Origin of the sequence: Franzmannia qiaohouensis, from assembly GCF_031451695.1 — a bacterium.
In the GTDB taxonomy this organism is placed as follows: Bacteria; Pseudomonadota; Gammaproteobacteria; order Pseudomonadales; family Halomonadaceae; genus Franzmannia; species Franzmannia qiaohouensis.
In genome coordinates, this window is sequence record NZ_JARWAM010000005.1 from 53,160 (window position 1) to 65,688 (window position 12,529).

11 protein-coding genes are annotated in these 12,529 nt (G+C 66.0%); 4 read left to right on the plus strand and 7 right to left on the minus strand.

All coding sequences use genetic code 11. The features are described 5' to 3' along the window. Nucleotides 1–69: 69 nt before the first annotated feature. The 3 genes from trkA to QC821_RS07745 all read left to right on the plus strand — a co-directional run bounded on the left by trkA (nucleotide 70) and on the right by QC821_RS07745 (nucleotide 4,503). Nucleotides 70–1,443, plus strand: a complete 1,374-nt coding sequence (gene trkA / locus QC821_RS07735; RefSeq protein WP_309719257.1) for a Trk system potassium transporter TrkA — start codon at nucleotides 70–72, stop codon at nucleotides 1,441–1,443. A gap of 43 nt (nucleotides 1,444–1,486) precedes the next feature. Further along, on the plus strand, nucleotides 1,487–2,935 hold the full coding sequence (locus QC821_RS07740; protein WP_309719259.1) for a TrkH family potassium uptake protein: 1,449 nt from the start codon (nucleotides 1,487–1,489) through the stop codon (nucleotides 2,933–2,935). Nucleotides 2,936–3,261: 326 nt separating this feature from the next. After that, the gene (locus QC821_RS07745; protein ID WP_309719262.1) at nucleotides 3,262–4,503 is read left to right on the plus strand and encodes a TraB/GumN family protein; all 1,242 of its coding nucleotides are present in this window, start codon (nucleotides 3,262–3,264) and stop codon (nucleotides 4,501–4,503) included. 16 nt (nucleotides 4,504–4,519) lie between these two features. Here QC821_RS07745 and QC821_RS07750 read toward each other — a convergent pair whose 3' ends face one another. Further along, complete coding sequence (locus tag QC821_RS07750; RefSeq protein ID WP_309719265.1) at nucleotides 4,520–5,539, minus strand: alpha/beta hydrolase family protein; 1,020 nt, start codon at nucleotides 5,537–5,539, stop codon at nucleotides 4,520–4,522. Between the two features lie 138 nt (nucleotides 5,540–5,677). On the opposite strand from QC821_RS07750, the gene QC821_RS07755 reads away from it, so the two are divergent. Next, on the plus strand, nucleotides 5,678–6,742 hold the full coding sequence (locus tag QC821_RS07755) for a helix-turn-helix domain-containing protein (protein WP_309719267.1): 1,065 nt from the start codon (nucleotides 5,678–5,680) through the stop codon (nucleotides 6,740–6,742). Between the two features lie 35 nt (nucleotides 6,743–6,777). Here the strand turns inward: QC821_RS07755 and QC821_RS07760 are convergent, their stop codons facing one another. The 6 genes from QC821_RS07760 to QC821_RS07785 form a co-directional block, all read right to left on the minus strand. After that, nucleotides 6,778–7,539, minus strand: a complete 762-nt coding sequence (locus tag QC821_RS07760; RefSeq protein ID WP_309719269.1) for a tRNA-uridine aminocarboxypropyltransferase — start codon at nucleotides 7,537–7,539, stop codon at nucleotides 6,778–6,780. Between the two features lie 57 nt (nucleotides 7,540–7,596). After that, nucleotides 7,597–8,538 (minus strand): bile acid:sodium symporter family protein, encoded by a 942-nt coding sequence (locus tag QC821_RS07765; RefSeq protein WP_309719272.1) that lies wholly within the window; start codon nucleotides 8,536–8,538, stop codon nucleotides 7,597–7,599. Between the two features lie 101 nt (nucleotides 8,539–8,639). Continuing rightward, nucleotides 8,640–9,374: an SIR2 family NAD-dependent protein deacylase gene (locus QC821_RS07770; RefSeq protein WP_309719275.1), complete on the minus strand. Its 735-nt coding sequence runs from the start codon at nucleotides 9,372–9,374 to the stop codon at nucleotides 8,640–8,642. 73 nt (nucleotides 9,375–9,447) lie between these two features. Beyond that, on the minus strand, nucleotides 9,448–9,969 hold the full coding sequence (locus tag QC821_RS07775) for a YgjV family protein (RefSeq protein ID WP_309719278.1): 522 nt from the start codon (nucleotides 9,967–9,969) through the stop codon (nucleotides 9,448–9,450). Then, a complete protein-coding gene (locus QC821_RS07780; RefSeq protein ID WP_309719281.1) occupies nucleotides 9,966–11,486 on the minus strand; it encodes an amidohydrolase family protein in 1,521 nt (506 codons plus the stop codon). The genes QC821_RS07775 and QC821_RS07780 overlap by 4 nt, the downstream gene beginning before the upstream one ends. 64 nt (nucleotides 11,487–11,550) lie before the next feature. Beyond that, nucleotides 11,551–12,519: a tripartite tricarboxylate transporter substrate binding protein gene (locus QC821_RS07785; protein WP_309719284.1), complete on the minus strand. Its 969-nt coding sequence runs from the start codon at nucleotides 12,517–12,519 to the stop codon at nucleotides 11,551–11,553. Nucleotides 12,520–12,529 lie beyond the last annotated feature (10 nt).

Here is a 12,529-nt window from a genome sequence, read left to right on the forward strand (position 1 = left end):
CCGCCGCCTGTCCTTCGCCAGGCGGCTGGTTTATGCTGTGCCGACGCATCGCAGGGGAACAGGCGTGGCATGAAGATCATCATTCTCGGTGCCGGACAGGTCGGCGGCACCCTGGCCGAGCATCTCGCCCACGAAGAGAACGACATTACCGTGGTCGATACCGACGGCGGGCGGCTGCGCGAGCTGCATAACCGCCTCGACATCCGCACCGTGTCCGGCCCCGCCTCCTACCCCATGGTGCTGCGCCAGGCCGGCTGCGAAGACGCCGACATGCTGATCGCGGTGACCAACTCCGACGAAGTCAACATGATCGCCTGCCAGGTCGCCCACACCCTGTTTCGCACCCCCACCAAGATCGCCCGGGTGCGCGCCACCGCCTACCTCACCCGCAAGGGCCTGTTCGCCCACGAGGCGGTGCCCATCGACGTGCTGATCAGCCCCGAGCAGGTGGTCACCGACCATATCCGCCGCCTGATCGAATACCCCGGCGCCCTGCAGGTGCTCGAGTTCGCCGGCGGCCAGGCCCAGCTGGTGGCGGTCAAGGCCTTCTACGGCGGGCCGCTGGTCGGCCAGGAGCTGGGCTTCCTGCGCCGCCACATGCCCAACGTCGACACCCGGGTGGCGGCCATCTACCGCCGCAATCGGCCGATCATCCCGCGCGGCGACACCGTGATCGAGGCCGACGATGAGGTGTTCTTCATTGCGGCCCGCCGCGACATCCGCGCGGTGATGAGCGAGCTGCGCCGCCTCGACCGCGACTTCCGCCGGGTGGTGATCGCCGGCGGCGGCCATATCGGCGAGCGCCTGGCGGAAAATCTCGAGCACAGCCACCAGGTCAAGATCATCGAGCACGACCTGGAGCGCTGCACCACCCTCTCCGAGCGCCTCGACCGCACCGTGGTACTGCACGGCAGCGCCACCAGCAAGCGCCTGCTGCTGGAGGAGAACATCGAGGACTGCGACATCTTCTGCGCGCTGACCAACGACGACGAGGTCAACATCATGTCGTCGATGCTGGCCAAGCGGCTCGGCGCCAAGAAGGTGCTGACGCTGATCAACAACGCCGCCTACGTCGACCTGGTGCAGGGCGGCGAGATCGACATCGCCATCTCGCCGCAGCAGGCCACCATCGGCAGCCTGCTGACCCACGTGCGCCGCGGCGACATCGTCAACGTCCACTCGCTGCGCCGCGGCGCCGCCGAGGCCATCGAAGCCATCGCCCACGGCGACTCGCGCTCGTCCAAGGTAGTGGGGCGCGCCATCGACGAGATCGACCTGCCCAGCGGCACCACCATCGGCGCCATCGTGCGCGGCAAGGAGGTGCTGATCGCCCACGACGACGTGGTGGTGGCATCCGGCGACCACGTCATCCTGTTCGTGGTCGACAAGCGCCGCATCCGCGACGTGGAGCGGCTGTTCCAGGTCGGGCTGACATTCTTCTGATGAGGGAGCAACGCGTGAACGCCCGGACTAGGAGCGTGACGGCATGAGCCTGCGCGTCATTCTGCGCATCCTGGGACTGCTGCTGATGCTGTTCAGCCTGACCCTGGTGCCGCCGATCCTGATCTCACTGCTGTTCAACGACGGCGTGTGGGACGCCTTTGCCATCGCCATGGCGATCACCGTGGCCACCGGTGCCCTGCTCTACCTGCCCAATCGCTATGCGCGCAAGGAGCTGCGCACCCGCGACGGCTTCCTGATCGCGGCGCTGTTCTGGACGGTACTCGGCACCTTCGGCTCGCTGCCGCTGATGCTCGACGGTCCCTATGCGCTATCGGTCACCGATGCGGTGTTCGAGTCCTTCTCGGGGCTGACCACCACCGGCGCCACGGTCATCACCGGCATCGACTTCCTGCCCGAAGCGGTGCGCTACTACCGCCAGCAGCTGCAGTGGCTGGGCGGCATGGGTATCGTGGTGCTGGCGGTGGCGATCCTGCCGACGCTGGGCGTTGGCGGCATGGCGCTGTACCGCACCGAGATCCCGGGGCCGCTCAAGGACTCGAAGCTGACCCCGCGCATCACCGAGACCGCCAAGGCGCTGTGGTACATCTATGCCAGCCTGACGCTGACCTGCATCATCGCCTACTGGGCCGCCGGCATGGACTGGTTCGACGCCATCGGCCACGGCTTCTCGACCGTGGCCATCGGCGGCTTTTCCACCTACGACGCCAGTATCGGCCACTTCGACAGCGCCACCATCGAGATGATCTGCGTGCTGTTCATGGTGATCTCGGCGATTAGCTATAGCCTGCACTTCGCGGCCTGGCGCGAGAAGCGCCTGTCCCAGTACCTGCGTGACCCGGAGGCGCGTTTCCTGCTGCTGTTCCTGCTCGGCCTGAGCGTGATCAGCGTGCTGACACTGTGGCTGACCGCCACCTACAGTGGCAGCGAGGGCCTGCGCAACGGCGTGTTCCAGGCGGTTTCCATCGCCACCACCGCCGGCTTCGGCGTCGCCGACTTCGCTGCCTGGCCCGGCGCCCTGCCCTTCCTGCTGTTCGTTGCCGCCTTCGTCGGCGGCTGTTCGGGCTCCACCGGCGGCGGCATGAAGGTGATCCGCATCATCCTGATCCTCAAGCAGGGCATGCGCGAGGTGATGCGCCTGATCCACCCCAACGCGGTGATCGCGGTCAAGGTCGGCAAGGTCAGCGTGCCCGACGGCATCGCCCAGGCGGTGTGGGGCTTCTTCTCGGTCTACGTGATGCTGTTCTTCCTGATGCTGATCGGGGTGATGGCCACCGGCGTCGACCAGGTCACCGCCTGGTCGACGGTGGCCTCGACCCTCAACAACCTCGGCCCGGCGCTTGGCGAGGCCGCCAGCCACTACGGCGAGCTGCCCGACCTGGCCAAGTGGATCCTGGTGCTGGCGATGATCCTCGGCCGCTTGGAGATCTTCACCGTACTGGTGCTGTTCACCCCGGCCTTCTGGCGGCGCTAGTCGAAGATGCTGCCAAGGGACGCCGGGGGCAGGTCGCAGCGAAGGTCTTTTGCCATGGGTGAGGAGCACTGCTCCGAACGGGCTGGCCATGGATGACCAGCACCGGTCCTGCAAGCGAAGCAGGATGCGAGAGCGAAGCAGGGCAAAAGTAGCGCCCAGGGATGGGTTCACAGCGCCTTCGCGTAGGCCTGCCGCCGGATCAGTCCCGGTCTCAAAGCAGTTGAACGTTTACTGCGATTTACCTATCGTTGCCGTCCCCAAGTTTGGCGTGGCCAGCGGCTTTCGTGGATAATCGCCCGATCATCTTGTCGTCACAGCGAGCCTTCATGACCGACCCTCAGGATCTCACCGCCAGCGCCGAGCCGGCCGCAGCGCCCAGCGGCGGGCCTCGCCAGACCCTGCAGCTGGGCGATACCCGCTACACCCTGCTGGGCACCGCCCACGTCTCCAAGGAGAGCGCCGACGAGGTGCGCGCGCTGGTCCGCTCCGGCGACTTCGACGCGGTGGCCATCGAGCTGTGCGCCTCGCGCCACCACAGCCTGGTGGAGCCCGATGCCCTGGCCGGTCAGGACCTGTTCGAGATCTTCCGTCAGGGCAAGGCCGGCATGGTCGCCGCCAGCCTGGCGCTGGGGGCCTTCCAGCAGCGTGTCGCCGAGCAGTCGGGCATCGAGCCCGGCGCCGAGATGCGCGCCGCGCTGGAGGAGACCCAGCGCCGCGACCTGCCGCTGCTGCTGATCGATCGCGACGTCGGCATCACCCTCAAGCGCATCTACGCCAATGTGCCCTGGTGGCAGCGCTTCTCGCTGTTCTCGGGGCTGCTGGGCAGCGTCATGTCGCGCCAGGAGGTTTCCGCCGCCGATATCGAACGACTCAAGGAGGGCGACGTGCTGGAGTCGACCTTCAATGAGTTCGCCGAGCAGTCCGAGTCGCTCTACACGCCGCTGATCAGCGAGCGCGACCGCTACATGACCCTGCGTCTCGGCGAGGAGAGCCCGCCGGGGCGCTATCGCCACGTGCTGGTGGTGATCGGTGCCGGCCACCTCAAGGGCATGGCCGAACATCTCGGCACGCCGCTGCCCGACGAGCCGCGAGTCGAACGCGAGGCGCTGGAGGCCACGCCGCCGCGCTCGCCGGTCTGGCGAATGCTGCCCTGGGCGATCACCGCCCTGGTGCTGACCGGCTTCGCCATCGGCTTCTCGCGCAACACCGACCTCGGCTGGCAGCTGGTCGGCGAGTGGTTCCTGATCAACGGGGTACTCTCGGCGGCGGCTACCACCATCGCCCTGGCCCACCCGGTGACCATCCTGGCGACCTTCTTCGCCGCCCCGCTGACCTCGCTCAACCCCACCATCGGCGCCGGGTTCGTCGCCGCCGGGGTGGAGCTGTTCATGCGCAAGCCCAAGGTCGGCGACTTCGCCCACCTGCGCCACGACGTCACCCAGCTCAAGGGCTGGTGGCGTAACCGGGTGTCGCGCACGCTGCTGGTGTTCCTGCTCGCCACCCTCGGCTCGGCGGCGGGCACCTGGGTGGCAGGCTTCCGCATCGCCGGCGCGCTATTCGGTAGTTGAGACATGTGCCCGGCGCTCATAGCCCCAGGAAGCGGGTGATCGTTGCGATAGCCTCTTGGTGTATCTGACGACGGTCGGCCCCGAGCGGGTCGCTGCAGATAGGGTCATCCTCCTCCTCGGCAAGCCGGGCCTCGCCCTGTTCGGTACACTCGGCCAGGAAGGTGAAGTGGTTAGCCGGTGCGATCTCCACATAGGTCGCATTGGCCAGCCGAGTTGCCAGGCCACTCCCCCGAGGTCCCAGGTCCACCGCCGACCAACGCGACGCCGGGTCACCCAGATTGATCAATAGCGTAGGGCGCTTGCGCGCCACCACGCTGGCATCGGTAAAGGCATAAGCAAACCCGGGATCAACGGCGATGGCCTGCATCACTCGCGGGTCGAGAGCATTCCTCTCGACACCATCCGGTAGCGTATCGGGCACGATCCCCCCCTTGGCAAAGAACTGGCAGTCGACCTCGTCACCCCGTGCACGCTCGCAGTAGTCGCCGAAGGCAGACCAGTCGACCCGCAGGCCGGCCAGATTCAGCGCCGTAGCACCACCCAGCGAGAAGCCCAGCGCAGCGATACGCGAAGCGTCCACATAGGGGGCGAATAACGGGTCATCCAAGAGCTGGTCGAGGGCTGCCGATAGATCTCGCGCCCGCTCCCAGAGGCCAATCGAACGACGTGGCGAACTATCTCCGGTGGTACTGCCCGGGTGATTGACGGCCAACACCATGGCCCCCCGCTGCGCCAACGCCGACGCTAGCCATGCAAGGCTATTCATGTTGCCGCCGGAACCGTGGGACAGCAGGATAAGTGGATGGCGCCCCTCGGCTATCGCTGCACCAACATAGGCCGACTCCCCCTGGAATATCGGCCCACTACCGATCACACTGCGGTAAGTCGGGGTACCAGCCGGGTACCACAGCGAGCCTTCGATAAGATGTGAGCGATGGCTGGCAGCAATATCCAGCCTGTCGTACCCCGCTATCGGTTCGGCCAACGCAGACAGGCAATACACACACAACACGGCGGCAAGGCATAGAGCTTTCATCACGATATCCTTTTATGCTGGGGAACCTGATGCAGCGTCCGCCATCCGATGTGCGCTAACGACCTAAAACCCGTTTCAGGTCGCGCATAACCGGTTCCAGATCCATACAAGGACTGAATCCCACCGCGAATCTTGCCCATGCCTGCCCTACCTATCCCAATGGTCTTCGCCGCGCTGCTCGGCTTCCTGTTCATCCGGGCCATGACCCGCGACAACCGGCCCTGGCCATTCGCTTGGCTGGTGCTCGCCTGCGCCACGCAGGGCGTCGTCATCTCGCTCCACCAGCACTACGGGCTGGCGCCGTTCGCCAAAGTGCAGCCAGTGACGGCAGCTCTGATCCCGCCGCTCGCCTGGATCACCTTCCAGACCACCGCCGTTCGCGCGTTCGACCCGGCTCGAGACCTGCCACACCTGCTCACGCCGGCCTTCGTCGCGTTCTGCACGGCCTTTGTGCCGCAGGCGCTCGATATCGTCATTCCCGCCGTCTTTGCCAGCTATGGCATAGCCGTGCTGATCATGCTGAGCGAGAGGAGCGGAGACCTGCCACTGCCTCGGCTCGAAACCGGCAACCGCCCCTGCCTTATATGGAAAGTGATCGCGCTGTCACTGATGGTCTCCGCGCTCAGCGATGGGCTGATCGTGCTCGATCAGGTGTTGAACCAGGGCCGCTTACAAGTTTGGATCATTACCCTGTTTTCCTCGCTTGCCCTGCTGGTGCTTGGCGCACTCTGCCTGTCGCGCAGCCTGGAGAGCGAGCCGGCCGAAGAGAGTGCGGCGCCAGGCACCGCAACCGCGGTCGATCCCGAGCAGGACCGTGCCCTGATGGAGCGGCTCGACCATCTCGTCACCTCCCAGGGGATGTTCCTCGACCCCGATCTGACCTTGAACAAGCTGGCCCGCAAGCTGGGGGTGCCGGCCAAGCGACTATCCGCCACGATCAACCGGATAACCGGTGAGAACGTGTCGCGCTATATCAATGCGTACCGGATCGAGCATGCCTGTGCCCGCCTCAAGGCTGGAGAGAGCGTCACGGCAGCAATGCTCGACAGTGGCTTCAATACCAAGTCGAACTTCAACCGCGAGTTCCTCCGTATACAGGGGCAGTCACCGCTTGCATGGGTGGCGGCGAAGCATACGCAAGACATGCGTCAGGAGGTGTCTGGTCAGACTCAGGAGGCTATCGGACTTGGCCGAAAGCCCTGATCCCGCAGTCGCTCAGCGTTAGGTCCGACAGCCGACTAGCGCTGCCGGGCAAGCAGCCGGCGCATGGCCGGCGTGGGCTGTTCGATCTTGTGGTAGGTACGGCTCGAGGCGTAGCTGTCGTTGAAGGCGTCGAAGTAGTCGTCGAGTATCTCGGCGGCATCGATATCACCTGACTGGCGCAGCAGTTCGATGGCCACTTCCGCGGTACACAGGTGGGCCTGGGAGGCCGGCTTGCGCAGCCGGTAGCGGGTCTGGCGCTGGGTGCGCAGCGGCAGCACCGGCAGCGCGTCGAGGTAGGGGCTCTTGCGAAAGATGCGCCGCGCCTGGCGCCAGGTGCCGTCGATGATGATGAACACCGGAATCTTCGCCTGCTGCTTGGCACGCTCCACCGCCGGCATGCCCACCACCCGTTCGGCGTAGTCCGGCTGGTCGTCGGGGAAGATAACGAAGGGCGCGTAGCGCGGGTCGTCGAGCAGCGCCAGCAAGTCTGGATCGGGGGCGGTACGGTACCAGGTGAAGACCCGGGTGGCGGACAGCACATCGCCGATCAGCCGCCCGGTATTGGTCGGCTTGTGGTGCTCCAGGGGGTGGGTCAGCAGCCACACCTCGGCGCGACTGTCGGCCTCGACCCGGAACGGGCAAAGACAATTCAGGGTCGGCAGATTGCAGCCTGCGCAGCGTTCGACGAAGCTCCCGCGGGCCTTGAACTCGCGCCGTGGCGGGCGCGCATGACCGCTGGCCGGATCACGGCCTTCGCCATTGGCCACGCGTGGATCGAGCGAGACGTCTTCGTACATGACGCACCTGGGAAACGAGCGGGCCGGCATTCTAGCATGCCTGCCCGCCAAGGCACGTCAGGCGGTCTCGGAGGCACTCGATGCCGCCACAGGCCGGCGCTTCCAGTAGCCGGCCAGCAGCGAACCTGAGACGTTGTGCCACACCGAGAACAGCGCGCCGGGCAGCGCAGCCCCGGCGCTGAAGAACTGGTTGGCCAGCGCCACGGCGAGCCCCGAATTCTGCATCCCGACCTCGATGGAAACGGTCCGCGCGGTACGCTGGTCGAGGCCGCACAGCCGGCTGACGAAGTAGCCGCCGGCCAGGCCGATGCCGTTGTGGGCGATCACCGCGACGGCCACCACTGGCCCGAGGCTGGCCAGGCGACCGGCGTTGAGCGCCACGACGATGGCAATGATCATCACGATGGCCGCCATGGCAAGCGTCGCCAGCGCCGGCTCGATGCGCTCGACATGGCGCCCGACGAAATGATGCACCACCACCCCTGCCGCTACTGGCGCGATCACCAGCTGGGCGATGCTCGACAGCATGCCCCACACCGGCACCTCGACCATCTGCCCGACCAGCAGCCAGGCGATCAATGGCGTCATCACCACCGAGGCCAGGGTCGAGACCAGCGTCATCGACACCGATAGCGCCACCCGCCCGCCGGCCAGCCAAGTCATCACGTTGGAGGCGGTGCCGCCGGCCGTCGCGCCCACCAGCACCATCCCTGTGGTCAGCTCCGGCGACAGCCCCAGCACCAGCGCGACACCGAGTGCCGCCAGCGGCATCACCACGAATTGCAGCAGCACGCCGATGCCCACCGGCAGCGGCGCCTTGATCACAGCGAGGAAATCCTGCTTGGACAGCGTCAGCCCCATGGAGAACATGATGGTCGCCAGCAGCAGCTGGATCTTTCCCGCGTGACCGGTGAACAGCGGCGGCATGATGATCGCAAGGGTGGCGAATAGGATCGCCCACACCGGGAAGAGGCGATTGAGGCGTTCGAAAAACAGCATGATGCGTGTCCTTACGATGTGGTCCGCCGGGCGACACGGCCCAACCGCCGCGTTGATTAGACCGCTAATAATGCCCTAAAGCGCCGACCGGGGAAAATCCCTCACGCCTCGAGCAGTGTCTCCGGCAGCCACAGGCGGCCCTCCCGCGACCAGTGGCGCACCAGCGTCGTGACGCCGCGCCCGGCGGGCTGGGCCAGCGCCGCAACGCCTGGCGGCGCCAGCTGCCCGGCGGCCGGATCGACCAGGATCACCTCGGCATCCAGCGGCGCCCGCTCGAGCAGCGCCGCGGCCGGCATCACCGCCAGCGAGGTGCCCACTACCAGCAGCAGATCGGCCTGCTCGACGATCTCGCAGGCTTCTATATAGCGCGGCACCGGCTCGCCGAACCACACCACGTCGGGGCGCAGCTGGCTGCCCTTGTCGCAGATATCGCCAAGCCTGATGCCGCCGCGCGGCAGCGGGTAGCGCATGCGCTCATCGACGCTGGAGCGCGCCTTGAGAATCTCGCCGTGGAGGTGCAGCACGTCGCGGGAGCCGGCACGCTCGTGAAGGTCGTCGATGTTCTGGGTGATCACGCTGACCCGAAAGCCCTGCTTCTCGAGCGAGGCCAGGGCCTGGTGGGCAGCGTTGGGGCGGGCCCGGCGCACCTGGGTGCGCCGCGCATCGTAAAAGCGCAGTACCCGCTCGGGGTCGCGACGCCAGGCCTGGGGCGTGGCCACGTCTTCGATGGCATGATCGGCCCACAGGCCGTCGCTGGCGCGAAAGGTCTGGATGCCGCTCTCGGCACTGATGCCGGCACCGGTGAAGACCACCAGGTGAGGTGAGTGGGATGTCATCGTCGTAAAACCACCCTGCCCGTCTACGTGCTTACGCTATGGATTGCTGAAACGTCCGGCCGGCCCAAAGGGCCTAGCCCCTGTCCGAAATCTCGCTGCGCTGGGCCTGGCGTCTTAGGCGATAAATTCGCCAGCTGTTGGAGACGCCGTCAGCAAACATCACCAGAACCCCCGGGATCGACCCGGCTTGCCAGTTGAACACCAGCCACAGCAGGCTGCCAATCAGCAGCGCCCCGCGCCGCGGCAGGCCGGCGAGAAAAAATACCCCGACGCTTCCCGAGATCACCGCGATGACCGGCAAGATATCCCAACCACTCTGCCAGCTGTAACTCCCGGTGACCAGATACAGACCAATGAAGCCCGACGCAAACCAGGCGCCGCGACAGCGAATGCCAACCAGATTGCGCACCGCCGTGATCACATTGAGCAGGGCCGCCGTGGGCTGCGCCAAGAGTAGAAAGTGTAGGCTCCACACCAGGCACGAGCCCGACAACATCACCAGCATGCGAATATCGTGGCGACACTGAAAGGCCAGGACCCCGAGTAGCGCCGCGACACCGCCGAGCAGCTGAATACCCAGCCACTCGAGGCTCATTCGTCGAACCGCGCCGCAATGGTACCCGGCGCCAGGGGCAGCGCCTGGCAGCGTGACCAGATGCGCTCATAGGCCGGCCGCAAGGTTTCGGTCATCTCCTCGGCGGCCTCGATGGCAGGCCTCAGCCGCTGCATGGCCTGGTCGATACGCTGCGATATCCTGCGCTGATCAAGCCGAGTCAGTTGACCATCGGCTACCACCTGCTCGCCTTCCACCCATACCGAGTGGATACCGCCGCCGTTTTCTCCAAATACCAGCTGACGCAGCGGGTCATTGAGCGGCGTAAAGGCCGGCGCATCCAGCCGGTAGAGCACCAGGTCGGCGCGCATGCCGGTCGCTATCCGCCCCAGTCGCTGCTCCATGCCCAGCGCCCGGGCGCCGCCCAGGGTGGCCGCCTCAAGCGCCTCCTCGGCGCCAATCCAGTGCCGATAGTCGTCGCCGCGCAGCTTGTGAATCAGCGCGGTGTTGGCCACCACCCTGAGCATATCGGTGGACTCCAGGGAGCCGCAGCCGTCGGTCCCCAGGCTCACGTTGACCCCGGCGTCCAGCAGCGCGCGCATGGGCATCAGCCCGGACCCAAGCTTGAGGTTGCTGTTGGGGTTGTGCTGCACGCTGGCACCGCTGGCGGCAATCCGCGCGATATCGTCAGGGGTCAGCCACACCGCGTGAATCAGCGAGGTCCCCGGTGCCAGAAAGCCCAGCTCATCGAGATGCTGGAACAGCGTCTTGCCTCGCTGGTGCCAGGCTGAGGCCGCCTGCAGGCGGGTTTCCTGGACGTGGATAATCACCGGCAGTCCGGTTCGGTCGGCCAGCGCCCTCACCTCGCCGAGCAGGCTATCGCTGCAGCGCTGCGGCGCGGAGGGCGCAAGTAGCACACCTACGCGGTTGTCCCGAGGATGACGCGTCGCGGCGAGTGACTCGACCAGGCGCAGATAGTCTGCCGCAGGGGTCACCTTGTTCGGCGCCAGGCTGGCCAGCGTCTCTGGGCTGCACTCCTCGTGAACAAACGGCACGCTCTCGTGAAATGGCACATCAAAGAGCGTGGGGCCGAGCAGCGCACGGATACCGATATCGTCATAGGCGTCGAGTGCCGCCTCGAGGTGTTCGCGGTCGAGCACCGGCGAGGCGTTGAAGTCGTCGACGATACAGGTGGTGCCTGAAAGCAGCGCCTGGCAGGCACCCACCAGCGTGCGCAGGTAGACGTCGTCGGGCGTCAACGGCAGGGGCTTCGCCGGCCGCACGTAGTTCATCCACAGCTCGAGGGGCAGCCGGTCGTAGCGCCCCTTGTGGAAATTCTCATGGGAGTGGTGGTGGCCATTGATGAAGCCCGGTACGGCCAGGGTGCCCGAAGCATCGACGGCATCGCCTTCCGGGGGAGCCTCCCCCGCTGGCCGTATCGCCTCGATGTTGCCCCCGCGAATAACGATATCCATCGGCGATGGCAGGACATGGGAGCCGTCCTCACTGAGCGGACGAGCGCCCAGCAGTGTCGTGGTCTTGTCAGCGTTGTGTGTCATCACAAACGGTCGACGGCCCCATGCCAGGGGCCGCCGACACTCTCCTGTGCGGTGAGGCGTCGAGTTAGTCGTCGAGATACGCGTCGCGCAGGGCGGCTTGCTCCGCCGCCAGCGCTTCGGCGAACTCCTCGTGGCCGAGGAACTGAATGCCGGAGCCAATCTGACCGATCAGGCGCAGGAAGCCCTCGTCTTCGGTCAAGCGCTGGAAGCCGTCACTGAGTTCCGCCACGACCTCGGCCGGCGTGTCGGCCGGTGCCATCACCCCACGCCAGAACTGGAAGACCACGTCGTAGCCCTCTTCCTGGCAGGTGGGGATATCGGCGTAGGCGTCGAAACGCTCGGTATCCGTGACGCATAGTCCGACCAGACTCCCCGCTTCGAGATGCTCACCCACCACGCTGGGATCACCGGCATAGGCCATGGTGTTGCCACCCAGCAGCTGAGTCACCGCAGGACCGCCACCGCCCAGTTCGACGCCACGCATCTCGATATCGGCTGTTGCCTTGAGCATCTCGAAGACGGTGTAGGTGAAGCCATTGCGGTTGTCGGAACTGTAGACCACCTCGCCGGGATTATCCTCGGCGTGCTCGACCAGCTCACCAATGCTCTGGAAGGGTTGGTCGGGGGTGGTCACGAAAATCGCCGGACTGTAGTTGATGCGAGCCACTGGCACGAAGTCATCCATCTCGTAGGGCAGGTCCTCGACCTGTGGGCGCAGTGAATTGATGGTCGGGTCACCAAACAGCAGCATGGTGCCGTTTGGCGTACTGCCGGCCACCTCGGCGGCGGCCACCGCACCGCCGCCACCGCCGCGGATTACCGAGATCAGCGGTCGGCCCAGAAACTCTTCGCCAACCGCGGTAATGATACCGGCATGCAGCGAGTGGGAGCCCCCTGCAGGATAGGGTGTAACGAAGCGGATCGGCTCATCGGGCAGGTGGCTCTCCTCGGCGAGGACCTGACCGGTGGTAAGGGCGGTAGCCGCGGCGAGCGATGCGGCCAGTAAGGTACGGGACAGGAGGGGACGGGTCATAGTGAGTTGC